At 41.5% G+C, this 24,732-nt stretch carries 19 protein-coding genes; 8 read left to right on the forward strand and 11 right to left on the reverse strand.

Translation table 11 applies throughout. From position 1 onward, the window contains the following. Window positions 1-4 precede the first annotated feature (4 nt). Window positions 5-1,594: a gliding motility protein RemB gene (locus tag AC570H_RS20110; protein ID WP_497358252.1), complete on the forward strand. Its 1,590-nt coding sequence runs from the start codon at window positions 5-7 to the stop codon at window positions 1,592-1,594. After that, window positions 1,594-2,685 (forward strand): mannose-1-phosphate guanylyltransferase, encoded by a 1,092-nt coding sequence (locus AC570H_RS20115; RefSeq protein ID WP_497358254.1) that lies wholly within the window; start codon window positions 1,594-1,596, stop codon window positions 2,683-2,685. Before AC570H_RS20110 ends, AC570H_RS20115 begins: the two co-directional genes overlap by 1 nt. Window positions 2,686-2,706: 21 nt before the next feature. On the opposite strand, the gene fcl is transcribed toward AC570H_RS20115, so the two are convergent. From fcl to AC570H_RS20130, 3 genes are all read right to left on the reverse strand, one after another. Then, complete coding sequence (gene fcl, locus AC570H_RS20120; RefSeq protein WP_497358256.1) at window positions 2,707-3,633, reverse strand: GDP-L-fucose synthase; 927 nt, start codon at window positions 3,631-3,633, stop codon at window positions 2,707-2,709. A gap of 76 nt (window positions 3,634-3,709) precedes the next feature. Further along, window positions 3,710-5,638, reverse strand: coding sequence for a 1-deoxy-D-xylulose-5-phosphate synthase (gene dxs, locus AC570H_RS20125; protein ID WP_497358258.1), 1,929 nt, complete (start codon window positions 5,636-5,638; stop codon window positions 3,710-3,712). Between the two features lie 155 nt (window positions 5,639-5,793). Further along, complete coding sequence (locus AC570H_RS20130) at window positions 5,794-6,498, reverse strand: hypothetical protein (RefSeq protein ID WP_497358260.1); 705 nt, start codon at window positions 6,496-6,498, stop codon at window positions 5,794-5,796. 148 nt (window positions 6,499-6,646) lie between these two features. Here AC570H_RS20130 and glyA point away from each other — a divergent pair, with 148 nt between their 5' ends. Continuing rightward, window positions 6,647-7,918 carry a serine hydroxymethyltransferase gene (gene glyA / locus AC570H_RS20135; RefSeq protein ID WP_497358262.1) on the forward strand — a complete coding sequence of 424 codons (1,272 nt, stop codon included), beginning with the start codon at window positions 6,647-6,649 and terminating at the stop codon, window positions 7,916-7,918. Between the two features lie 10 nt (window positions 7,919-7,928). Continuing rightward, entirely contained in the window at window positions 7,929-10,700 is a 2,772-nt protein-coding gene (locus tag AC570H_RS20140) for a PAS domain S-box protein (RefSeq protein ID WP_497358264.1), read from the forward strand. Between the two features lie 107 nt (window positions 10,701-10,807). Here the strand turns inward: AC570H_RS20140 and AC570H_RS20145 are convergent, their stop codons facing one another. The 6 genes from AC570H_RS20145 to AC570H_RS20170 form a co-directional block, all read right to left on the reverse strand. Next, window positions 10,808-12,193 (reverse strand): hypothetical protein, encoded by a 1,386-nt coding sequence (locus AC570H_RS20145; RefSeq protein WP_497358266.1) that lies wholly within the window; start codon window positions 12,191-12,193, stop codon window positions 10,808-10,810. After that, window positions 12,194-12,892, reverse strand: a complete 699-nt coding sequence (locus AC570H_RS20150) for a ComF family protein (protein WP_497358268.1) — start codon at window positions 12,890-12,892, stop codon at window positions 12,194-12,196. Between the two features lie 161 nt (window positions 12,893-13,053). Next, window positions 13,054-14,109: a dual-specificity RNA methyltransferase RlmN gene (rlmN, locus tag AC570H_RS20155; RefSeq protein WP_497358270.1), complete on the reverse strand. Its 1,056-nt coding sequence runs from the start codon at window positions 14,107-14,109 to the stop codon at window positions 13,054-13,056. Window positions 14,110-14,198: 89 nt separating this feature from the next. Next, window positions 14,199-15,173, reverse strand: a complete 975-nt coding sequence (gene rluF / locus AC570H_RS20160; RefSeq protein WP_497358272.1) for a 23S rRNA pseudouridine(2604) synthase RluF — start codon at window positions 15,171-15,173, stop codon at window positions 14,199-14,201. 293 nt (window positions 15,174-15,466) lie between these two features. Continuing rightward, window positions 15,467-15,964 (reverse strand): DinB family protein, encoded by a 498-nt coding sequence (locus AC570H_RS20165; RefSeq protein WP_497358274.1) that lies wholly within the window; start codon window positions 15,962-15,964, stop codon window positions 15,467-15,469. Window positions 15,965-16,313: 349 nt separating this feature from the next. Further along, complete coding sequence (locus AC570H_RS20170) at window positions 16,314-17,003, reverse strand: helix-turn-helix transcriptional regulator (RefSeq protein ID WP_497358276.1); 690 nt, start codon at window positions 17,001-17,003, stop codon at window positions 16,314-16,316. A gap of 127 nt (window positions 17,004-17,130) precedes the next feature. Here AC570H_RS20170 and AC570H_RS20175 point away from each other — a divergent pair, with 127 nt between their 5' ends. Next, entirely contained in the window at window positions 17,131-19,608 is a 2,478-nt protein-coding gene (locus AC570H_RS20175) for a hybrid sensor histidine kinase/response regulator (protein WP_497358278.1), read from the forward strand. Here AC570H_RS20175 and AC570H_RS20180 read toward each other — a convergent pair. Beyond that, the gene (locus tag AC570H_RS20180; RefSeq protein WP_497358280.1) at window positions 19,593-20,912 is read right to left on the reverse strand and encodes a sigma-54-dependent transcriptional regulator; all 1,320 of its coding nucleotides are present in this window, start codon (window positions 20,910-20,912) and stop codon (window positions 19,593-19,595) included. The genes AC570H_RS20175 and AC570H_RS20180 overlap by 16 nt on opposite strands. An 88-nt stretch (window positions 20,913-21,000) precedes the next feature. Continuing rightward, on the reverse strand, window positions 21,001-21,318 hold the full coding sequence (locus AC570H_RS20185; RefSeq protein ID WP_497358282.1) for a hypothetical protein: 318 nt from the start codon (window positions 21,316-21,318) through the stop codon (window positions 21,001-21,003). 220 nt (window positions 21,319-21,538) lie between these two features. On the opposite strand from AC570H_RS20185, the gene AC570H_RS20190 reads away from it, so the two are divergent. Genes AC570H_RS20190 through AC570H_RS20200 form a run of 3 tightly spaced genes read left to right on the forward strand, consistent with a single transcriptional unit; the run spans window position 21,539 to window position 24,634 of the window. After that, window positions 21,539-22,705, forward strand: a complete 1,167-nt coding sequence (locus AC570H_RS20190) for an amidohydrolase family protein (protein ID WP_497358284.1) — start codon at window positions 21,539-21,541, stop codon at window positions 22,703-22,705. A 10-nt stretch (window positions 22,706-22,715) separates the two neighbouring features. After that, window positions 22,716-23,678, forward strand: a complete 963-nt coding sequence (locus tag AC570H_RS20195) for a D-2-hydroxyacid dehydrogenase family protein (RefSeq protein WP_497358286.1) — start codon at window positions 22,716-22,718, stop codon at window positions 23,676-23,678. A gap of 11 nt (window positions 23,679-23,689) precedes the next feature. Then, window positions 23,690-24,634: an NAD(P)H-dependent flavin oxidoreductase gene (locus AC570H_RS20200; RefSeq protein ID WP_497358288.1), complete on the forward strand. Its 945-nt coding sequence runs from the start codon at window positions 23,690-23,692 to the stop codon at window positions 24,632-24,634. Window positions 24,635-24,732 lie beyond the last annotated feature (98 nt).

The following is a 24,732-nucleotide window of genomic DNA, read 5'->3' on the forward strand; positions in this document are numbered from 1 at the left end:
ATTTATGAAGAAATTCTTACTTAGCTTGTTGCTCGTTTCAGCAGGTTTTGCTGCGCCTGCTCAGCAGATCATCCCGTATAGCTACTCTCAATATCAAAAACTGAACAAGTCTTTGTATAGCAAAGAAACCCGCTTTCATACTTCTTTAAGGCCAACCATTGGCGATGACACCACAATTGTGCGTCAATTGGATTCTTTATTGCTTATAGGTACTGACAGGATAAGAAACTCATGGGTAACCAGAAAACTGTTTAACGAACACTTGGTAGAGGTAAATAAAGAAGATTTTAGTGTTTACCTCGATTTCTTGCCTGATTTTCAGATCGGAAGAGATACTGAGCATAAAATTACCACTTGGTTAAATACCAGAGGCTACCAAATAGGGGGTAATATTGGTAAGAAATTTAGCTTTTATAGTAGCGGTTTCGAAAACCAGTCGCGTTTCAATAATTACCTCACCAATTATATCAATAGCAAAGGTGTTATTCCTGGCATGATGAACGATAAGTTTGGTGTTGCAAAGAATACAAAAGACTGGGCTTACGCAACAGCCGTTGTGAATTTTACGCCAAATAAGTATTTCTCATTCACTTTGGGCCATGATAAGAATTTTGTAGGCGATGGTTATCGCTCGATGTTATTGTCTGATGTTTCCGCTTCGTATCCGTTTTTTAAGATTGTAAGCACATTGGGTAGCGTAAAATACATGATGATGTGGGCACAGTTTCAAGATCCTTTATCACCTAAGTTCTCTTATGACAATGGTTTTAGGAAAAAATGGGGTGCTTTCCATTACTTAGACTGGAATGTAAACAACCGCTTGTCTTTAGGCTTTTTCGATTCGATTATCTGGCAAGATGCTGATGCGACAGGAAAAAGGGGATTTGACGTTTCTTATCTAAATCCAGTTATCTTTTTACGAACTGTTGAAGGCATGAATGGTTCTCCTGATAATGCATTGATCGGTTTTACTGCAAAATATAAGTTGCTAGATAACTTGACCGTTTATGGCCAGGCAGCTGCTGATGAATTTACAGCAAAAGAGGTTTTTAAAGGCGATGGCTATTGGGCCAATAAATTTGCCTATCAATTAGGTGTGAAAGGTTTTGATGCCTTTAAAGTGGCTGGACTTAATTACTTGGCCGAGTTTAACACTGCTCGACCTTTTACTTATACACAAAGAAATTCATTGCTGAACTATGGCAACTATGCAGAGGCTTTAGCACATCCAATGGGCGCTAATTTTAGAGAATTCTTAACCATTTGGAACTATCAGTATAATAAATGGGCTTTCTCGGCTCAGATGAATTATGCACAATACGGATTAAGTAATGGCCAAAACGTAGGTAAGGATATCAACGAATCTTATGAGACTAGAACTAACCAATATGGCTATAAAACAGCTGGAGGTCTTAAAACAAACTTCGCCTATTTAGACGGACGCGTATCTTATGTGCTTAATCCAAAATATAATTTGCGTTTAGAAGTAGGCGGTATCTATAGGCAAGAAAAGAATAGCCTGATCAATGATAAAACTACGATGGTTACTTTCGGTCTAAGAAGTACATTCAGAAATATTTATCAAGATTTTTAATGGGTAGTAATCAAAAGAATAACACGTTTGTGCTGATTATGGCAGGTGGTGTTGGTAGTCGGTTTTGGCCAAAAAGCAGAAATAATTTTCCAAAACAATTTATTGACATATTGGGTGTTGGCAAGTCTTTATTGCAGTTAACTTATGAAAGATTTTTAAAGGTTTGTCCTGCTGAGCATATTTATTTTCTTACAAATGAGATTTATACAGAGCTGATCAAGGAGCAAATAGCTAATGTGTCTACTAAAAATATAATCTCAGAGCCTTGTAGACGTAATACTGCACCTTGTATCGCATATGCAGCTTTTAAAATAAATAGCTTGAATCCTGAAGCTAATTTAATGGTAGCACCTTCTGACCATCTGATCTTAAAAGAAGATGTTTTTATTGCCAAAATAAGGCAAGCATTAACATTTACCGAAAAAAATAATGCATTATTAACTTTGGGCATTGAACCAACTAGGCCGGATACAGGCTATGGTTACATTAAATATTCTAAATCATCAACAACCGAAATTTTTAAAGTTGAGCAATTCTTAGAAAAACCAACGTTAGAAAAGGCCAAATCTTTTTTAGCGACTAACGAATACGTGTGGAATGCAGGAATATTTATTTGGAACGTGAATGCATTTTTGCGGGCCTTTAAAGGCTTGGTGCCAGAAATATATTTAATTTTTGAAAAAGGTAATCCTGTTTATAACACTGATGATGAAAGCTTTTTTATAAAAGAGAATTATCCAAAATGTGAGAATATTTCTATCGATTTTGCATTGATGGAGAAAGCAACGAATGTATATACTTTGCCAGGCGATTTCGGCTGGTCAGATTTAGGAACATGGGCATCGCTTCACGAGGTAATGGACAAAGACGAAATGAATAATTCTTTTGATGGTAAATCTGCCTTTTTACAAGACACGGAGAATTGCCTTATCCAGATACCTAAAGAAAAAATAGCAGTAATTAAAGGGCTTTCTAATTATATTGTTGTTGATGACGAAGAAGTGCTTATGATTTATCCCAAAAATTTAGAACAAGAAGTGAAAAATATATCTGCTTCAATTGCAAATAGTCTGGGAAATAACTACCAGTAATTAAGATATTCTACTTAATACCTATTGCTTGGCTAAATAATCCTCATAAGCCAATTTCAATCCCTCTTCTAGTTCAATTTGATGTTTCCAGCCTAGAGCATGCAATTTCGAAACATCCATTAATTTGCGAGGTGTACCATCTGGTTTAGTAGTGTCAAATGTTAATCTACCCTCAAAGCCAACCACCTTCTTTATTAACAGGGCTAAATCTTTAATAGTAAGGTCCTCTCCAGTGCCTATATTGATTAAATTGGGCTCGCTGTAGGTTTGCATTAAAAAGTAACAAGCGTCCGCCAAATCGTCTGCAAATAGAAATTCGCGCATGGGTGTGCCTGAACCCCAGACTATCACCTCTTTCGAACCATTTTTCTTGGCTTCATCAAACTTTCTGATCAAAGCGGGCAACACATGCGAGTTTTGTGGATGATAGTTGTCATTATAGCCATACAAATTGGTTGGCATTACCGAAATAAAATCGCAACCGTATTGTGCCCGATAAGCATCACACATTTTAATGCCAGCAATTTTGGCAATGGCATAAGGCTCGTTGGTTTCTTCAAGCAAACCAGTAAGCAAGTAATCTTCTTTTAATGGCTGTGGCGCCAATTTTGGATAAATGCAACTAGAGCCTAAAAACATCAATTTGGTAACCCCATTCACATAAGATTCGTGGATGACATTGTTTTGGATAGCCAGATTTTCATACAGGAAATCAGCGCGATAGGTATTATTGGCCACAATGCCACCTACTTTAGCGGCTGCTAAAAACACATATTCAGGTTTTTCTTGGGCAAAGAAATCGGCCACAGCCTGCTGATTCCTCAAGTCTAGCTCTTCTGAAGTCCTGGTGATAAGATGAGTATAGCCTTCTTTTTGCAACTTGCGGTAAATGGCAGAACCTACCATCCCCCTGTGTCCGGCTATGTATATTTTTGAGTGTTTTTCCAATTTATTTGATCAATGTAGATAGGTCTTCGATATTTCGACAAGCTCAATAAACTAAGCTTAGACTTACAAGACTTAGTTAAGAAGCAATGGTTTTAGTGGTACGGCTTACTGCGATCTTTTTCACCGTTTCGATAATAGCCTGGGTATCATAACCACAAAGTGCCCATAATTCTGGCTGTTCGCCATGCTCCACAAATTCATCTGGAATGCCTAGCCTGGTTACGTTTGCTTTATAATTATGATCAGCCATAAACTCTAAAATCGCACTGCCCATACCACCTTGTAAGCAACCATCCTCTATGGTAATCACATTTTTGTAACGTGTAAATACCTCATGGAGCAAGTTGGCATCGAGGGGTTTTACAAAACGCAAGTCATAATGAGCCGGATGGATTCCTTCGCTATTGAGTTCTTTGCAGGCTTCTACAGCAAAATTTCCTACGTGGCCGATAGAAAGTATCGCTACGTCCTCGCCATCGCAAATTTTACGGCCCTTGCCAATTTCCAAAGCTTTAAATGGGCGCTTCCAGTCTGGCATAACGCCATTGCCACGAGGATACCTGATGGTAAATGGACCTATATTTTCCTGTTGCGCGGTATACATCAGGTTACGCAGCTCTTCCTCGTTCATAGGGGAGGCTACAATCATATTCGGAACACAGCGCATAAAAGCGATGTCATAAGCGCCATGGTGCGTAGCGCCATCGGCACCGGCTACACCAGCCCTGTCTAAACAAAATACAACGTTCAAGTTCTGGATAGCCACATCGTGAATCACCTGGTCATAGGCTCTTTGCATAAAACTCGAATAGATGTTGCAAAAAGGAACCAATCCCTGCGTAGCCAAACCGGCTGAAAAAGTTACGGCATGTTGTTCGGCAATACCCACATCGAAAGCACGATCTGGCATGGCTTTCATCATGATATTCATTGATGAACCCGAAGGCATGGCAGGCGTGATCCCTACAATTTTTGAATTGCTTTCGGCTAGTTCTACAATCGAGTGTCCAAAAACATCTTGGTATTTAGGTGGCTGAGGCTTGTCTACTACGGGTTTTTTAATTTCTCCGGTAATTTTATCAAACAAACCTGGCGCATGCCACTTCGTTTGGTCTTTCTCCGCCAATGCAAAGCCTTTGCCTTTTACGGTTACACAGTGCAGCAATTTAGGACCAGGAATGGCTGAAAGATCCTTGATCACCTGAGCCAATCTTTTGACATCATGACCATCAACAGGGCCAAAATACCTGAAATTAAGCGATTCAAAAAGATTGCTTTGTCTCAGCAAAGTTCCTTTGATGCTTTTTTCTATCTTCTTAACATATTTATGCGCATTCGGGCCAAGTTCTGAAAGCTTGGTCAGCACGTGCGAAACATCGTCTCTGAAACGGTTGTATGATTTGGAAGTGGTAATGCTGGTTAAATATTCTTTTAAGGCACCTACATTTGGATCGATAGACATGCAATTATCATTCAGGATCACCAAAAGGTTCGAATTTTCGATGCCCGCGTGGTTCAAGCCTTCAAAAGCCAAACCCGCTGTCATGGCACCATCGCCAATTACGGCTACGTGCTGCCTGTCTTTTTCGCCTTTGTAATGTGAGGCAACGGCCATGCCCAAAGCCGCCGAAATTGAAGTAGAAGAGTGGCCTACCCCAAAAGTGTCATATTCGCTTTCGCTTATTTTCGGAAAGCCACTAATGCCGTTTAAAATACGGTTGGTATGAAACTGTTCTCTTCGTCCGGTTAAAATCTTGTGCCCATAGGCCTGATGGCCCACATCCCATACCAATTTATCGTAAGGGGTATTTAAGGCATAATGTAAGGCAACCGTGAGCTCTACCACACCTAAACTTGCTCCAAAATGCCCGCCGTTTATACTTACCACATCGATAATGTATTGGCGCAACTCTTGGCAAATTTGCTCTAAATCTTGTTCGCTATATCGCTTTAAATCAGCGGGATAATTGATAGTAGATAGTAAAGCTCCAGTCTTAATTTCCATGCCGTATATAAAAAGTACAAATTACGGCATTTTGCTTCATACTTTTATCAAGAATCGTTTCAAATTTCATCGGCATATCATATTGTTTTTTAACGGTGACAAAGCTATCATGGGCATGCTCCATGATAGTTTCATTAGCACAAGTCCTTGATTTCTCATTTTTTAGAGATATCGAAACTAATGGTCGATGCGAGGTTGGCCATTAGCTTGTCGTATAAAGGCTTGTTGATCGAACTGGTGACCACAATCGCATTGTTGTTACCCATTCGGGTGGTTTGTCCGAAATCGCTTCTGGTAAGCCCTGTGACCAATTGATTGATCTTAATCGATACATTGGCCACATAATCGCCTTGGATGACCTCAATTCTCTTCGCTTCAAAATTAAGCAGCTGCGATTGTGTAAATTGTACCGATACCGGAATTTGTGTGCCGCTGGCTTCAATGTAGGTGCCGTTTAGCGTAAATGTAGGGACAGTTGCATTTTCATTGAGGCTTACACTGAACCTGATGTTTTCATATACTCCGGCAGGAATGGCAATAGTTCCCGAAAGGATGCCAGCCTGTAGCGGATTAATGGAGTTCAGGTTCTTTGATTCGAAGGCAACATTTGAGCCTGCATGACTGCCATTGAACACAATTTTGGTAATGTTGAGCGATAGTCCAGTCCAATTAATACTTCCATTTGTGCCTGTTGCAACCGGAATGCCACTTGTTGCTGCGGTTGTGCCCAAAGAGGCAGATAGGTTGCTAACACCAAAGCTGTAACTGAGGTTCGCTTGTGCCGTAGAATCTTTTTTGTTGCAACTGGTTACGAATACTACAGACAAAAATACAATGGTGAGGAGCGCTAATCTTTTCATTATTAAATAGTTAAATAGAGAATTAAATTTAGTAAAAAATATGAACATTTAACAAAAAAAGCAATTCGCCATAGCTTGATAAAGCCTAGAAGGCTTGCCTTAAATTCAGCAATAATTTAGTATTTTTACCAAAAATACTTTTCCCATAATGAAACGAGATACTATAATTTTTGATCTAATTAACCAAGAATTAGATAGACAGGAGCATGGTCTTGAACTAATCGCATCTGAGAACTTTGTGAGCAAACAGGTAATGGAAGCTGCAGGTTCGGTATTAACCAATAAATATGCCGAAGGCTTGCCGGGCAAACGCTATTATGGTGGCTGCCAAGTGGTTGATGAGATCGAAAATTTAGCTATCGAAAGAGCTAAAAAGCTTTTTGGTGCAGCATGGGTAAACGTACAGCCTCACTCGGGCGCACAGGCCAACGCGGCAGTAATGTTAGCCGTTATCCAGCCTGGCGATAAGATTTTAGGTTTCGACCTTTCGCATGGAGGCCACTTGACACATGGTTCGCCAGTTAATTTTTCTGGCAAATTATATCAGCCACACTTTTACGGCGTGAAAAGAGAAGATGGTTTAATCGATTATGTGAAACTAGAAGAAGTTGCATTGGCCGAGAAACCAAAACTGATCATCTGCGGTGCTTCAGCTTATTCAAGAGAGTGGGATTATGCCTTCATCCGTAAAGTAGCCGATCAGGTTGGTGCTTTGGTGCTTGCAGATATTTCACATCCGGCCGGCTTTATTGCCAAAGGCTTGCTGAGCAATCCATTGCCACATTGCCATATCGTAACTACTACAACCCATAAAACCTTGCGCGGCCCACGTGGCGGCATGATCATGATGGGACAGGATTTTGAAAATCCTTGGGGACATAAAACACCAAAAGGAGAAATCAAGATGATGTCGGCCATTTTAGACATGGCGGTTTTTCCAGGTACGCAAGGCGGACCATTGGAGCATATCATTGCCGCTAAAGCGATTGCTTTTGGCGAAGCATTGAGCGACGATTATTTAACTTACATTAAGCAAGTTGGTGCAAACGCACAGGCAATGGCCAAAGCATTTGTAGCCAAGGGATATGGCATCATCTCTGGCGGAACAGATAACCATTTGATGCTGATCGATCTTCGCAATAAAGGCATTACCGGTAAATTGGCCGAAAATGCATTGGAGAAAGCAGATATCACCGTTAACAAAAACATGGTTCCTTTTGATGACAAGTCGCCATTTGTAACTTCTGGTATGCGTGTAGGTACTGCCGCAATTACTACAAGAGGCTTTAAAGAAACAGAAATGGCACAGATCGTTGATTTGATCGACCGTGTATTGAGCAATCCTGAAGACGAAAACAACCTTAACCAGGTAAAACAAGAAGTACAGGCTTTGGTAAGCAACTTCCCGCTTTATAAATAAGCATTAAGCAATGTTCAACCAGCCTACTTATTCTCCCGAAAAAGAAGAACAGCGCCTCGCGGCCTTATATTCTTATGATATTTTGGGAGAAGGGTTGGAGTATGAGCTCGACAATTTGGTTAAACTGGCTGCGCAGATTGCCAATGTGCCTATCGCCTACGTCTCGTTTGTAGATAGAGACCATGTGATCCTAAAATCGGCAGTAGGGGTTGATGCTGAACGTAGAAGGTTGCCCAGAACGGTAACCATCTGTCAGTACACCATGATGGCCGATCACATCTTCTTGATGCCAGATGTAAGCCAGGTTCCCGAATTGTTGAGCCACCCATTGCTCAATAGCGATGACCATATTCGATTTTATGCCAGTGCACCGTTAAAAGATGCAGATGGTTTTCCTCTGGGCTGCCTATGCCTCATGGATGTTGAACCGCGCAATTTAAGCGAACACCAAATCGAGGCCCTGGGTACCTTGGCTGTACAGGTGGTAGCCCAATTGGCCCTTAAAAGGCAACATGCCCAGCTCGAGGCGCAAACCAAGCGTTTTGACGAATTTATAGACATCTTCACCGTTTCGCCAGAAATCCACTGTATTTTAGATCGAAGTGGCGCCATTCTTTTCATCAATGATGCCGTTACTTCGCTATTGCAGTATACCGTAGAAGAAACTATTGGAAAAAGCATGTGGGATTATTGCCTGCGTGAAGATGTAGACAAAACGGTATATGCCATTGAAGATGGTTTAAGAACTGGAGAAAAGCAGTTCAGTATCGATTTTAGATTGGTTAGCAAGCATAACCTAGTGAAATGGATGGGCTGGAATATGGTAGCCAAGGATAACCGTTGGTATTGCTACGGCAGGGATATTACCGAAAGCAAAAAAGTAGAAGATGAACTGACCAAACTTTCCTTTGTAGCCAGCAAGGTAAACAATGGTGTTGTGATTAACGATGGCAACAACAATGCCATCTGGGTAAATGATGCCTTCGAAAAAATTACGGGCTTTACGCTTGAAGAAATAAAAGGCAAACCATTGGGCGATTTGATCCGTGGGCCACAAACCGATTGGGGGCTCATTGAAAAAGCACGTCAGCTTACGCTGCAAAAACAGTCGTTCACAGTTGATATTCTAGCTTATCGGAAAGATAAACGGCCCATTTGGCTTTCTATCCACAATACCGTAGTGTTAGATGATACTGGAAAGGTAGAAACAGAGGTAGAGATTATCATTGATATTACCGATAAAAAGAAAGCTGAAGAAGAACTTCAGGTACTGTCGCTCGTAGCAAGCAAAACCAATACGGGCGTAACCATATCGAATGAAAAGGGCGAAATTACCTGGATAAATGAAGCGCTTGAAGGTTTAATAGGCTATTCCTTAGCAGAGCTTCAGGGCAAAATGTTGGGCGATGTGCTTTCTACTCCAGAAACAGACAAAGAACTGATTCTCAAATCGCGCAAAAAAGCGAATAATAAACAGGCCTATACCATTGAGGTTTTGGCCCACAAAAAAGATGGAACACCAATTTGGCTATCAGTAGCCAATACGCCAATTATTAATGCAGAAGGGCAGTTGGAGCGTCAGGTAGAGCTGATTAACGATATTACCCAGCGGAAGCAGGTAGAAAAAGAAATGGTGGAAGCCAGGGAGCAGGCCTTGCAGCTGAGCGAAGCCAAGGAAATGTTCCTTTCTGTGATGAGCCATGAAATCCGTACGCCACTTAATGCGGTAATCGGAATGACGCATCTGTTGCTAGAAAACGAGCCTAAGGCATCGCAGATCGACGATTTGAATATTCTGAAATTTTCTGGAGAGAATTTGTTGAATATCATTAACGATATCCTCGATTTTACCAAAATAGAAACAGGTAACCTGCAATTGGAAAGCCTGCCATTTGATTTGCATACGCTTTGCGTAGATATTGTGAGCTCATTACAGATGAGTGCCGGTAAGAAAGGCAATCAGCTTGTGCTGACCTATGACGATAAAATCCCTGAGCAGCTTTTAGGCGATAAAACCAGGCTTTATCAGGTGATCATCAATCTTTTAGGCAACGCCATTAAATTTACCGATCAAGGAAAAGTAGAGCTTACGCTTAAGCTTAAGGCCCAAACAGCAGCTGGCGCACTGATCTATTTTGAAATTACGGATAACGGCATCGGTATTCCAAAAGACAAACAATCTTATATTTTCGAAACTTTTACACAGGCCAGAACAGATATATCCCGAAGGTATGGAGGCACCGGCTTGGGTTTGGCCATTACCAAAAGATTGCTCAAACTTTATGATTCGGAGATCGATGTGCAAAGCACCGAAGGGAAGGGTACCTCTTTTTGTTTCGAAATCAATTTTAAGGAATTGGGGCAGCAAACAAAGGCCCAAAAACCTGATGTACTGCCTAACCTATTTACCGATAAGCGGATTTTGGTAGTAGACGACAATGAAGTAAACATTCTTATTGCCAAAAGATTTCTAACCAAATGGGGGCTGGATATTGATTTTGCTTCTAATGGAGAAGAAGCCATCCGCAAGGTAATGGACAATGTTTATGACCTGGTATTTATGGATATTCGGATGCCAGGGATAGATGGCTTCGACACCACCCGGATCATTCGAGAGATCGAAGGCGATTATTATCAAGAACTTCCTATTATAGCCTTAACAGCATCTACTTTGCATAACGAGAATATGAAGTTTAGAGACTGTGGCATGAATGGCCATGTATTAAAACCATTCAATCCTGAAGAAATCAAACAGGTACTTTCAACTTACCTTAAAAAGTAAAGGGCCGATATTTCCTAAAAAATATCGACCCTTACCATCTAAATTAACGCTCTCGATAATATAAACGCGAGTGGGTATCAAATGTTTTAAAAAAGAGGATAATTTTTTTAATTATTTTCGTAACATCCTAATTCTGAGGGAAATATTCTTGCTTTATAGTTAAGGTCTTTGTTTAAATAGGGACTAAAGTAAGGATCGCTACTTAAATTGAAACCCTTATTATTGGCAGGACTGTTCTTGGACAACCTAAAATTTCCTACATCAACATTTATAAAGAGCGGATCGCTGTTTAAGATATTGTTGTTGATGCTTAGCGTATTCGTGTTTACTTTGAGCAGGTTGTTTTTTATAGTCGCATTTACGGTTGTAGCAGGAGATTTTTTATCGATCAGAAATTCATTGTCCAAATTGCCCCAAACAATGTTGTTGTAAAAATCGACAGTAAGGTTAGCCAATTGTGTGTTGCTGATGTAGTCTGAAAAATAAACCGCTGCGGTTTTACGTGCAAAAAAGGGATTAAAGCCTGCAAAAGTGTTCTGTTTCAGGTTATACTTCCCGCCACCAACACCGTAGAGCAAATATTGCCCGCAATTATAGAACAGGTTGTTAAAAGCGGTTAATTCGGTTTGATAGCCTAAAAAGCCTACTACTTCCATATTTTTGATCACACTATTGGTCAATAAGAGTTTGGGCTCATCGGTTTTTGATAGCGAATCGAGGGTAATGCCTGTAATACCATTTTTGATAACGGCATAGTTGATTTTCGAATCCTTGCTCTCTGGATAAAAATGAAGGCCATTCCATTGCCCTGTTTCATTGCTATAGAGCTTTTCCAACCTATCGCTGGCAAATACAACGCTGTCGCTTTTGGTACCCAAAGCAGTTAAGGTTCCTTTGATGCTCATGGTAGAATTGCCATGGAAAAGCACTTTGGTTCCCGGTTCTAAGGTTAGATTGGCATTTTCGGCTACAGTGAGCGATTTATAGATAATGTATGGCAATTTACTGTTCCAAACGGTATTGTTTTTAATGGTAAGACTGTTCATAAAAACAGCATTTTGACCATAAGCCACTAATGCAACGCGCTGTTTTTTGCCATTGAAATAAAACAGGATGGAATCTTGTACAATAAAAGGCAAGTCTTCCTGGGTAGGATTGATATTCACCTTTACAAATACATTGATCGAATCGTTGCCATTTATTTTTAAGTCGCGGGTTTCTGAAACCGCCTGTCCATTGATATTCAAGCTAAAAGCTGAATTGTTGCCTCCGCTTAGCTGAACTTGATTAAGGCTAATGGCCCTCGAATTAGGATTGTAGATCTTTAATCGCCGGCTGCTCGAACCCACAGCAGTAAAAACGGTATCGAAAAGTACGCTGTCTGACGAGAAATTGAGCTTTGCATCTAAATCTAAAGTAAGATCCTCGTCCTTGTTGCAGGCAACAAAAATCAGACTGGATAAAATACTTAAGAGTAACAGTTTAAATCTCATCTATTCTGCAAAAGCTAGGGTGGCTATACTTATCTTTTTAATACCAACGTTTAATAACGCATTACTGCAGGCTTCTAGTGTTGCACCGGTGGTAATTACGTCGTCAACTAATAAAATATGCTTGTCTTTTAGTTCTTCTGGTTGCCAAACCTCAAAAACGGACTCCATATTTTCGTATCGGGTATATCTTGATTTCTTGGTTTGGCTGCTTGTAGCCTTTTGGCGCAATAAGTTAGTGTTTTTTACCTGAACATCAAAAACTTCGGCTATGCCGTTGGCAATAAATAAGCTTTGGTTATAGCCCCTTTGCTTTTCTTTGTTGGCATGCAAGGGTACAGGAATAATAGCATCAACATCGTTGTAAGCACTGCTCAGTCGCAATTTTCGGCCCATTAAATGCCCCAATAGGTGGCCAACTTCTGTTTTACCTTTGTACTTTAAACCGTGCATCAGGTTTTGAACCTTGTTGCCTTTCTTAAAATAAAGCATGGCCATGGCTGCATGACAAGGTACTCGACCCCAAAATTGTTGGGCCACTGGATTATCGGCATGTAAGTGAAAGTCGGTAAAGGGAAGATCATACAGGCAATGGCTGCAGATTTCTTTTTCGCCATAATGCAAATGCCTGCCGCAAGCATTGCAAAGCAATGGGAAAAGCAAATTGATCATATCTTCGGCTATGCGCTTTACGGCTATCATAACTACAATTTAAGGAATTGTTGTCAAACTTGCGAAGTTTTTTAAGTGGTTGGATGATTGATAGGGCTTTACCCATAGCTGAAAACTGGGAGACTGTTAACTGAAAACTATGGAATGAGATTGCTTCGCAGGCTCGCAATGACGTGACTAACGACTGTGGACTATCCTTCTGCAGTTTCCTTAACCGCCAATTGGCCACAAGCCGCATCGATGTCTTTTCCGCGACTCCTTCTGATGTTGGTATTAATGCCCTGTCCACGTAAATAATGGGCAAAAGCATCAATTTTATCGCCTTCGGCATTGATGAAATCGGCAAATTGGATAGGGTTATATTCGATCAAATTTACCTTGCAAGGTACATGCTTGCAGAATTTGGCCAGTTCCATGGCATCCTGAATCTCATCATTAAAGTTATTAAAGACGATGTATTCGTAGGTAACCGGGTTTTTGGTCTTAGAGAAATAATATTTTAATGCTTCGGCCAATGCTTTTAACGAATTGTGTTCGGTAATCGGCATGATTTCATGGCGCTTGATATCGTTAGCGGCATGTAAGGAGAGGGCCAAGTTAAACTTCACGCCATCATCACCAAGTTTTTTGATCATTTTGGCTATGCCGGCTGTAGAAACTGTAATTCGTTTGTACGACATGTTCAAGCCGTCGGGGGCGGTAATCCGTTCGATCGACTTCAATACGTTGGCATAGTTGAGCAAAGGTTCGCCCATGCCCATGTAAACGATATTGGTTAGGGGGATGTTGTAGTTCTTTTTGGCCTGCTGATCGATCAATACCACCTGATCGTAAATCTCGTCGGCATTAAGATTTCGTTTCCGGTCCATATAACCCGTTGCACAAAATTTGCAGGTTAAGCTGCAACCTACTTGCGAGCTTACACAGGCAGTCATCCTTTCGTCTGTAGGAATCAATACGCCTTCAACAATGTTGCCATCGTATAAACGGAAGGCGTTTTTAATGGTATGGTCGTTGCTAAACTGTGCATTGTTGATTTCAACAACGTTGATGGCATAGTTGTCGGTCAGTTTCTTGCGCAGCTCTTTAGATAGATTGCTCATTTCATCAAAGCTGCGGGCAGATTTTTCCCAAAGCCATTGATAAACTTGTTTTGCCCTGTAGGCAGGCTCCTTCATTTCGGTGAAGTGCTGTTGCAATTGGGGCAAATCCAACGAACGGATATCTATTTTCTTAGTGCTTAGCATTTTATTGCAAAGATACTCAAATTAGTTAATTGGTCATCAGTTCATTGGTAATGAGACTTCATGACCCTAAATTTTGACATCCGCATTAATTATCTCTTTGGACTGCGGGTTTTAGCAGCCGGTGCACCAGCTTTGCCTTTACTTGGACGGGTAGGCCTTCTGCTCGGGCCAGACTTAAACCAATCGCTGCCAGCTGTGCTTTGTTTGCTTGGGGCACTACCACCAGTTTTTGGTGCTTTGCCTTTGGTAGAAGTATTTTTTTCTTTGCTAAATCGCTGTGCTGGTTTTTCAGCTTTTGGAGCAACGGTTTTTTTGTTTTCCTTTTTTGGGGCAACTGTTTTTTCAGAACTCGATTTAGATAGCTGCTTGGTAATTTGGGTCAGTTCCTCTGGAGTAAGCTCGCGCCAATCGCCAACAGGTATGCCCTTTAGCGTGATGTTCATGATCCGCACACGCTCTAATTTGGTTACTTCATAGCCAAAATGCTCACACATCCTGCGGATTTGTCTATTTAAGCCTTGGATCAAAGTAATCCTGAAAACATTATTGGCCTCTTTGGTTACCTTACATTTTTTGGTCATAACGCCCAAAACAGGTACACCTTTGCCCATATTCTCGATAAACTGATCGGTAACAGGTTTATTTACGGTAACTACGTATTCTTTCTCGTGGTTGTTGCCGGCACGAAGAATTTTGTTTACCAAATCGCCATTGTTGGTCAAAAAGATAAGTCCTTGCGAATCTTTATCTAATCGGCCAATAGGAAACACACGTTCGCTGTGGTTGACGTGATCTACAATGTTATCTTTTACCTTCGATTCGGTAGTACTGGTAATGCCTACTGGTTTGTTGTAAGCCAAAAGGATGGTGTTTTCTGCCTGTTGCGGCTCAATAGTCTGACCGTTTACGCTTACCACATCGCCAAATAACACTTTGTCGCCTACCTTAGCTTTGCGTCCGTTAATGAATACCTGACCAAGCTCAATATACCTGTCGGCTGCTCTTCTTGAGCATAAACCACTTTCGCTAATGTATTTGTTTAATCGTGTTATAGAATTGGACATTGGATAAAGATTATGAAATATCTTACAAAGTAACCAATTCTAATCCGATAAATCGCAACAATACTGAGTTTTGCCTTTAATGCTTATCTGGGTCATTCTTTTGTTAGCGTCCCCGCCCAATAGAAAACTGGCGTTGCGTTATAATTAAGTCAGGCCTAGAATGTTTCAATCATCATGCCGAGGACGCCAACAAAGAACAGATCAGGTTTCGGGCAACGTTTAAAATAATGTTGAGCCAAAGCCTGACAACCCTAATGTACACAGTAGCCAAAAAGGTTGTCAAGGCAAAGTACTTAAAAGCTCGGGTCATCAGCACTGGGGCCATAGCTGCCAGGAATTGGAATGTTCAACAAGCGCAAATAAACACCTAGCTGTGCCCTGTGATGCGTAGTTTGGCTGTAGGCATGTCTAATGGTTTCGTATTTGGTCATGGTGCTATAAATCTCATCGCCATTGCGCAATACCCAGCTTCCGGTTAAATCTTCTTCCTTGGCATCGTTTAGGCTGGCTCGGCCGTCTTCATAGCTTTTTTCAAAAAGCTCAACTAATTCTGTTGCATTGTTTACCGTTGGTGGGTTATAGGGTGCTGTTGCAAAATCCAACCCATCTGTTTTCAGTGCCAAGGTTACCCAGGTAGGCAGTTCGGCGATATGGATTGCCAGGCCTCCCATTTTCATGCTTTTTTCGTGAGGCGTCCAATCTAGCTTATCGGCAGGCACCAAAGCCAGCATTTTACGGGTTACTTGCGCTTCGCGCGCCAATTCGGTCAATAAGAGTTCAATAATGTTCATCGTTTTTCTGTTTGTTTAAACAAAGTAACAACGGCCCACTGACAACCCTATGTCAGTGTGAAAATGGAGATAAAAATTTTTTTGAATGATTCGGGATACACCGAGTAAAATAGCCCAAATTGAAGTGGCATCCTTTTTTGCAAGACATGCAAAAAAGATATAGCGGAAAGTTGGACTTGCTTTAATCTAAGCTATTGAAACTGCGCTTCAAACAATCGATCAGTAGGAAAAGATCTTAATGAAATGCAGGACTGATATCCGGCTTGACGATTTTTCTAGTAATTACTGTCAGTTGGCTTATCGAAGATTGTTTGAAAGTGCTTCGACAGGCTCAGCATGACATACATTTCTAGTAACTAACTGGTAGGATTTTCATGTAATCATTCAGCAGCATGTGTTCGCTTTTGCGGAAAGGAATTTCGGTGCATTTGACCGAAACGATGTTGACAACCTTAAAATCGCGGTACTCGTTGCGTAAATGGCACCAAGCAATGAGGTGCCAGCTGAATGCATAAAAAATCAACCCGATAGGCTCGACCTCACGTTTGCTGCTTTCACCTTTATTGTTTTTATAATCTATTTCTACTATGCATTTGGCACTAATAGCATTTTGCAAGACAGAAAGATACTCGGTATCATTTTTTAGCCTTTCGGGCAGCTGCAACCTGATGTTTTCGTTCAGGGTTTCAAGCTTTTCTTTTTGGCTGCTGCGCAATACGCCCTTCACCTTGTTCAAGGCGGTGGTATAGTGGTGGGCAATAGATTTATCGCCAAATCCACTTAAGAATCGTTCCATCAGCAATAAGGCATTAGCTTCGTCAGAGTTGAACGAAATAGGGGGCAGGAAATAGCCCTGTACAATAAAATAGCCTTTATGCTGTTCAAAGCTTATCGGAACGCCCTGTTCAGAAAGCGCCCTCATATCGCGGTAAACCGTACGGACACTAATGTCAAATTGGTCGGCAATTTTTTCTGCAGTTACGTATTTTCTCGATTGTAAAAGGATTAATATTCCGAAAAGTCTATCTATTCTGTTCATTTTGGCCTGAAAATAGCTGTCATAAAACTACAGATTAATGGGCTAGAAAAGAAACCCAATTTAACCATTAAGATATTTTGAAAACTATTACGTTATATAAAAGGTTATTACAAGTTAAACAATTTTAATGCAGCCCAATATCAAGAAGCGCTTTTTTACTGTTGCAAAGAGTAAGGTCGTTATCGGCTTTCTGCTGGCCTGTTTCGCCCTGTTAACAGCTTGGGGCATCAGCCGGTTTGCATTTAAAAAGATGCTGCATACGGTTGAGGAAATTTCTGCGCCAAACGAGCGCCTAAAAATGGTGAACCAGTTATCGCACAGCATCTCCAAACTGGATCAGCTGCAACGTGACCAGGCCATCAACAATAAGGGAAAAAGCAGGGAATTTATAAAAGAGTCGAGAAACTCTAGGAGCAACTTGGATACCTTGGCCAAGCTTTATGCCAAAGACAAAGCCCAGCTGCGCCGTATCCGATCTATCAAAAGGCTGCTCGACGATAAAGACAAGCAGTTTATCATGTACATGCAGGTACGCGAAACCTTGGTCAATACCACTTCTTTTTCTGCCGAGGTAAGCAAACTGAACGATTTGATTGCGCAAAGGGGTAAGCAAATGGACAGTGCCTTGCTCACTACCGAAACTTCTACCTCTACAACAATCGTGGCACCTGATGAAGAAAAAAAATCGAGGGGATTTTTGAGCAAGCTCTTTGGCAAGAAAAAATCAGAGGTCTACAAAATTATAAACGAAGAATTTAAAATCAAACGCGATACCTTGAATACACAGGTGGAAGACAGCATCGCGAATAACATCGATACCATTTTAAGGACGATAGAAACCGAGCAAAAAGAAAAGAGTGCGCGATTTTTAAAGCGGGAGGCAGATTTGGCTACCGCAAGTACGCTCATTACCACACAAATGCTCAATATCCTGAAAGAGGTAGAGTCTGATGCCGTGGCCCAGGTAGATTTAAAAAACAACCAGGCCAAAGAGGTAGTGAATAAGGGTGCAGGGCAGATTACGGCACTGTTGATCGGTTTCTTCTTTCTGACCATTATTTTGGTTTATCTCATTCTAACCGATATCACCAGCATTAACCGCTACCGAAAGGATCTCGAAATAACCAAAGACGAGGCCGAATACCATAGCAAGGCCAAACAGCGCTTCCTATCTAACATGAGCCACGAAATCAGGACTCCTTTGCAATCTATTTTGGGTTATGCAGAGCTGATTGCGCGACAAGACCAGCCAAGCAAGAAAAACGTTGATGCCATTTATCAGTCGGCGGTACATTTGTTGCAGATCGTAAATGAAGTGCTCGATTATAACCGTATCATTTCTGGCGAATTTACCTTTAACCAACAAGTGTTTAACGTAAGCAAGGTACTCGATGAAGTGGTAGAGGTAATGGGGCCTTTGGCCACACAAAAGCAGATCGATCTGGTGACTACATTTGAGCCCGATGGCGTACAATATGCTGTTGGCGATGCCTTTAGGCTAAAACAGATCCTGTTTAACCTGTTGGGCAATGCCATCAAATTTACCATAGAAGGGCAGATCGACTTGAATCTTTCGCTAAAAAGGCATGGTGATTTTGTCCATTTTAATTTTGTGATCAAAGATACCGGCATTGGCTTTGACGAAGAACATATCCAACGGATCTTTAACGAGTTTGAACAAATTGAAAGCAGCGAAAAATACATCCATAATCAAACCGGAACGGGATTGGGATTGGCAATTGTAAAATCGTTGGTTGAAAGCCAGGAAGGCCGGATCAATGTAAAAAGCAAAAAGGAACACGGAACCACGTTTACTTTCCATTTGAAATATCCTTATGCCGAAAAACCTGAAAACGAAATCGAAACCATTGGCCAAAGTGCCATTGTAAATACGGGCAAAGTGTGGATGATAGACGATGACCAGCTGATTTTAGAATTGTGTGCGCTGATTTTCGAGAAGCATGATATTCCTTATCAAACTTTCAATACGGCACAAGCCATTCTCAATGCAGATTTGGCTGGAGTAAATTATGTATTGATTGACATGCGTTTGCCTGAAATGTCGGGATTGGAACTGCATCGGATATTGAAGCATAAAATGCCAGCCCATGTAAAATTCTATGCCATTACCGCTCAGGTACTGCCAGATGAACAGGAAGCCATTTTAAAAGAAGGTTTTAACGGGTTAATTACTAAGCCATTCCGTACAGAAGATCTGCTTTCTATATTTGAAAGGGCCATTCCAGTTAAAGCAAAAATTGATTTTGACATCAGCGCCATTGAAAAAATGACTTTAGGCGATCAACAACTGCTGCAAAGAATCTTAAATCAATTTAAGAATGATTGTATCCATGACAGCGAAACGCTAAAAGAAAGCATGGAGCAGGAAGACAAAGCAAATTGCCGGTTGATTGTGCATCGCCTAGCCGGTCGGATTGCGCAAGTTGGCGCTTCAGCCCTAGCTGCACAATTTAGAACATTGGAACTTGAAATAGAAAAACGCGAAGCGATTGATCAAATGCTAAAAAACGAGATCGGTCACTTAATCGAAGAGCTTGACCAGTTGTTGTTAATGGTCGACGAACTGGATTATTCGATGCCGTAACGCTCCATTTTGCTGTAGAGCGTTTTCCTGTCGATATTGAGCAGTTTGGCCGCTTTAGATTTATTGTGCCTTACCTTAATCAAGGTTTCGGTAATCAGTTGCTTTTCGTTCAGCTCGTTCGTTGCTTTGAGGTCGGTGCTGCCATTTTTAGGCAATTGGCTTACTGCCATTCTCATCTCATCTGGCAAACTCGCTAAACTTGCTGTATCACCCGGACTGAGCAAAACCATTCTCTTGATCACATTTTTAAGCTCGCGCAAATTGCCCGGCCAATCGTAATCCATTAACAATTCTTTGGCATCTGGTGCAATATGCTGTACATTTCTGCCCAGCTCTTTATTGCTTAAGGAAATAAAATGGTTGATGAAAAGCTCCAGGTCCTTGCCACGGTCTCTTAAAGCCGGCAATTGGATTTTGAATTCATTGAGTCTGTGGTAAAGGTCTTCCCTAAATTCGCCTTGCTGAATGCTGTTGGCCAAGTCGTCGTTGGTGGCGGCGATGATCCGCACATCAACAGCTATGGTTTTGGTGCTGCCAATAGGTTGAATAATGCGTTCCTGCAAAGCCCTTAATAGTTTTACCTGTACTTCGTAAGTAAGGTTCCCTACTTCATCTAAAAACAAAGTGCCTCCATTGGCGGCTTCAAATTGACCTTTTTTATCGTTTAAGGCACCAGTAAAAGCACCCTTAACATGCCCAAAAAGCTCGCTTCCGGCCAAGTCTTTTGATAAAGTACCACAATCGATGGCTATAAAAGGCTTGTTGCTGCGTTTGCTCTGCAGATGTAGGGTTTTGGCAATGTGTTCCTTACCTGTACCACTTTCGCCTTGTATAATCACCGACATGTCGGTTGGGGCCACCAAGGCAATGTGTTCATGCAATTTTTCGGCTACGGTGCTTTTGCCTTTGATAAAATTATCGTCTATGGCTGCAGGTGCCGTCTCTTCTTTGGTCAAAGAGTTTTTGATGATCATCAAGAGCTCATCGGGGTTTACTGGCTTTGTGATGTAATCGAAAGCGCCCAACTGAATTGACTTCACGGCAGTACGCACATCATTAAAGCTGGTCATGACGATGGTAGGCGTAGCAATGCCCTTTTCTCGAGCATATTTAAGCACATCGAGTCCCGTACCGTCGGGCAGGCGATAGTCGACCAGAAACAGATCGAAATCTTGCTGGTCTATAAATTTGTATGCTTGTTTGGTGTTTGATGTCAATAAGACCTCGAAACCACTTTTAGTTAAAAAGCCTTCAATAATTTGGGCAAAGGTAGAGTCGTCTTCAACAATTAGGAATTTTGACATATTACAAAAATAACAAAAGCCAGATAAATCTGGCCTTTGTTAAAGTATAATTGTGTTTTCTGCTATTCAATTATGCTGTTGATTTTAATTATTCAACAGGTTTACCGTCTTTGTCAAGTTTGATAGAACCGGTTTCTTGTTCTTTCTTAACATCGATTTGGTACCACTCTTTGTTTGCTTTTGCATCTTTTACCAAGAAAGCTGCAGTAGCTGTCCAAACTTTATAAGGCTCAGAAGCCAATGTGGTTTTCACACCTTGTGGCAAATCTTCTAATTTTACCGGTGTTTTGGTTACGCTATCTTGTACTGTGGTAACAACTTCAATTTTATTTGATTTCACTTCACTTGCTTGTGCTGCTGAGAATCCTGCGAATGCTAACGTAGCGGCTAAAAATAATTTTTTCATAACTTGTATTTTTTTAATTAGGGTTTTGAAATAAATAATTACTGAGCTAGGTTACATAATGGTGCCAAAAGAAAATTAATTTATAAATTATTGATAATCAGTTATATAGATTTTTTAGGCAAAATACCGATTGTAGAGAAACTCCACAGCTTGTTGAATTTGTCGTCAAAAAAGCTGATAATCTTCTTAGGTTTCGAACTTAATGCATTTAATTTGTGGCATGCAACAATACATTTCGGCCGATTGGATTTTTCCAGTTGAAGAAGCTCCCCTCAAAAATGGTGTAATTGGCATGAAAGCCGATGGAACCATTACTGCAGTGCTAACATCGCAACAAGCCCAAGAGCGGCAACTGGGCTCAATTAAGCATTACAAGGGGGCCATCATTCCTGGTTTGGTCAATACGCATTGCCACCTGGAGCTTTCACATTTGTTGGGAAAGATCGATGAGCATACTGGCCTCGCTGAATTTATCAGACAGATTTTGGCCATGAGGCAACAGCCCGAAGAACAAATCCTAGCGGCCATGCAACGTGCAGACGAAGAAATGTATGCCAATGGCATTGTTGCAGTTGGCGATATCTCCAATCAGTTAAGCTCAAAAACAGTTAAGTTACATAGTAAAATCTACTACCATACCTTTGTAGAGGTCTTTGGCTTTAGTAGGCCCTCGGAACCAATAATTGAAGCAGGACTTCAGCTAAGAGCTGATTTCTTACCTCTAAAAGCCTCTATTGTTCCGCATGCACCTTATTCGGTTTCGTCAACCTTGCTTAGGGAAATTGAAAAAGCCAATATCGAAACGGACATATTGAGTATCCATAACCAGGAAACCGCAGGAGAGAATGAACTCTTTACCAAGGGAACGGGCAAATTTGCAGATTTCTTTGCCAGTGTAGGCATTCCTCCACACGAGGCCCAGGCATCTGGAGAAAATGCGATCCATTATCATTTACCACAACTGAATAAAACACTCAACACCCTTTTGGTGCACAACACCATGAGCGAAGCTGCTGATGTAGCGTTTGCCCAGCAAGAACATCCCAATTTGTATTGGTGCCTCTGTCCGAATGCTAACCTTTACATTGAAAACAGTTTGCCTGATGCCACGATGTTTAAGGCCCAGGAAGTGACCCTAACATTGGGTACAGATAGTTTGGCCAGCAATCATCAGCTTAATATCCTGGCAGAAATGAAAACTTTGCAAGATCGTTTACAGGTTTCTTTTAACGATTTGCTGCAATGGGCAACTTTGAATGGCGCGAAGTTTCTGAATATCGATTCAAAGTTCGGAAGCCTGAAGGTTGGCAAGAGACCGGGCCTAAACCTGGTGCAGCTCTCGCCCGATTTTAAAATAGAAAGCGATCAGGTTCAACGTTTATTTTAATTGATAGGCCATGAAGGTAGCCATACTAGACGATTATCAAGATGTAGTAAAAACATTAGCCTGTTTCGAGTTGCTTAATGACCATGAAGTAGTGGTTTTGAACGAAACAGAGAAAGACCCTGCCTTGCTAGCTGACCAGATTAAGGATGCAGAGGCGTTGGTTTTGATCAGAGAAAGAACATCAATTACTGAGGCGCTTTTAAAACAGTTGCCCAAATTGAAACTGATCAGCCAAACGGGCAAAATATCAAACCACTTAGATATCGACGCTTGCAATCAATATAAAATAGCGGTTGCCGAGGGCGTAGGTTCGCCAATAGCACCAGCCGAACTCGCCTGGCTACTTATTATGAATGCGCTGAGACAATTGCCCAATGCCATTGTCGATATGAAGGCAGGAAACTGGCAAACGAATATAGGCACGAGCGTTTATGGCAAAACCATAGGTATTTGGGGCTACGGCAAAATAGGAAAGCTGATCGCCAATTATGCAAAAGCTTTTGGTGCTCAGGTTCTGGTGTGGGGAAGCGAAAACTCCAGGACAAATGCAGTAAACGATGGATTTGAGGCGGCGCTAAGCAAAGCCGACTTTTTTAAGGATTCAGATGTAATAACCCTACACCTGCGTTTAAACGAAAGTACATTTGGCCTCATTAAAGAAGCCGACCTTGGCCTGATGAAAACCACGGCAATATTGATCAATACCGCAAGGGCCGAACTGATTGAAAAGGGAGCGCTCCTCAAATGCCTAAAAGCAGGCAGGCCAGGTTTTGCAGGTTTGGATGTTTATGAAGACGAACCCATTAAAAATCCTAATTTTGAGCTGTTAACCATGTCCAATGTAATTTGCACGCCACACTTGGGCTATGTAGAAAAAAATGGCTACGAGTTGTATTTTAGCAAGGCTTTCGAAAACATAGTTAATTATAGCAAGGGCAAACCCACACATATTGTAAATTCAGAAGTACTGTAACCATACCGATTATGAATCCGATCTGCAAATTATTCAATATCAAATACCCGATTATTCAGGCAGGGATGATCTGGTGCAGTGGCTGGAAACTGGCTTCGGCGGTATCAAATGCTGGCGGATTGGGGATTATTGGTGCAGGCTCCATGTATCCGGATGTACTGCGGACCCATATCCAAAAATGCAAGGCGGCTACGGATCGCCCTTTTGCGGTAAATGTACCGTTGCTCTATCCAAATATTCAGGAAATCATGGATATTCTGGTGGCTGAGGGTGTAAAAATCGTATTTACCTCTGCTGGCAATCCCGCTACCTGGACTTCGTTTTTAAAATCCCATCAAATAACAGTAGTGCATGTAATTGCCAACACCAAGTTTGCACTGAAAGCCGAAGCGGCAGGGGCCGATGCCCTGGTTGCCGAAGGTTTTGAAGCTGGCGGGCATAACGGACGCGAAGAAACGACCACCATGTGCCTCATTCCGATGATTGCCGATGCGGTTAAAATTCCAGTAATCGCAGCTGGAGGCATTGGGAGTGGCAGGGCAATGCTGGCTGCAATGGCATTGGGTGCTACTGCGGTACAAATAGGATCGGCCTTTGCCGTAGCCGAAGAATCATCGTGCCATCCGAACTTTAAAGAAAAGATCGTGAGTTCGGCCGAAGGCGATACCAAGCTGAGGCTGAAAAAACTGGTGCCTGTTCGTTTGTTACAGAACGAATTTGCAACAGCGGTTGGACAAGCAGAAGCTGAAGGTGCGAATACCGAGCAATTACTAGCACTTTTAGGGCGCGCAAGGGCGAAATTGGGCATGTTTGAGGGAGATATGGAGCAAGGAGAACTTGAAATCGGACAGGTTTCGGCCATGCTCAGCGAAATTAAACCAGCCGCAAGCATACTTAAAGAAATTTGGGAAGAGTTTTTGCAGGAGAAGAAGATACTGCTAGAGAAAGAATTTTAATGGAAAATGGAAGAGGTAAGATGTAAAAGGTATCATCATTGCGAGCTCGATTTTCATCGAGGGAAGCAATCTCTTTCGAAAGGTTTGCAGCTGGCAGT

The sequence above is a fragment of the Pedobacter sp. B4419 genome, assembly GCF_059693725.1.

Coding starts and splice junctions, on each gene's coding strand:
- AC570H_RS20115 (WP_497358254.1), top strand. CDS start 1,594: ATGGGTAGTAATCAAAAGAATAACACGTTTGTGCTGATTATGGCAGGT.
- AC570H_RS20145 (WP_497358266.1), bottom strand. CDS start 12,193: ATGAGATTTAAACTGTTACTCTTAAGTATTTTATCCAGTCTGATTTTT.
- rlmN (WP_497358270.1), bottom strand. CDS start 14,109: ATGCTAAGCACTAAGAAAATAGATATCCGTTCGTTGGATTTGCCCCAA.
- AC570H_RS20140 (WP_497358264.1), top strand. CDS start 7,929: ATGTTCAACCAGCCTACTTATTCTCCCGAAAAAGAAGAACAGCGCCTC.
- AC570H_RS20175 (WP_497358278.1), top strand. CDS start 17,131: ATGCAGCCCAATATCAAGAAGCGCTTTTTTACTGTTGCAAAGAGTAAG.
- rluF (WP_497358272.1), bottom strand. CDS start 15,173: ATGTCCAATTCTATAACACGATTAAACAAATACATTAGCGAAAGTGGT.
- AC570H_RS20130 (WP_497358260.1), bottom strand. CDS start 6,498: ATGAAAAGATTAGCGCTCCTCACCATTGTATTTTTGTCTGTAGTATTC.
- AC570H_RS20200 (WP_497358288.1), top strand. CDS start 23,690: ATGAATCCGATCTGCAAATTATTCAATATCAAATACCCGATTATTCAG.
- AC570H_RS20195 (WP_497358286.1), top strand. CDS start 22,716: ATGAAGGTAGCCATACTAGACGATTATCAAGATGTAGTAAAAACATTA.
- AC570H_RS20180 (WP_497358280.1), bottom strand. CDS start 20,912: ATGTCAAAATTCCTAATTGTTGAAGACGACTCTACCTTTGCCCAAATT.
- AC570H_RS20150 (WP_497358268.1), bottom strand. CDS start 12,892: ATGATAGCCGTAAAGCGCATAGCCGAAGATATGATCAATTTGCTTTTC.
- AC570H_RS20110 (WP_497358252.1), top strand. CDS start 5: ATGAAGAAATTCTTACTTAGCTTGTTGCTCGTTTCAGCAGGTTTTGCT.
- AC570H_RS20170 (WP_497358276.1), bottom strand. CDS start 17,003: ATGAACAGAATAGATAGACTTTTCGGAATATTAATCCTTTTACAATCG.
- AC570H_RS20165 (WP_497358274.1), bottom strand. CDS start 15,964: ATGAACATTATTGAACTCTTATTGACCGAATTGGCGCGCGAAGCGCAA.
- glyA (WP_497358262.1), top strand. CDS start 6,647: ATGAAACGAGATACTATAATTTTTGATCTAATTAACCAAGAATTAGAT.
- AC570H_RS20190 (WP_497358284.1), top strand. CDS start 21,539: ATGCAACAATACATTTCGGCCGATTGGATTTTTCCAGTTGAAGAAGCT.
- AC570H_RS20185 (WP_497358282.1), bottom strand. CDS start 21,318: ATGAAAAAATTATTTTTAGCCGCTACGTTAGCATTCGCAGGATTCTCA.
- dxs (WP_497358258.1), bottom strand. CDS start 5,638: ATGGAAATTAAGACTGGAGCTTTACTATCTACTATCAATTATCCCGCT.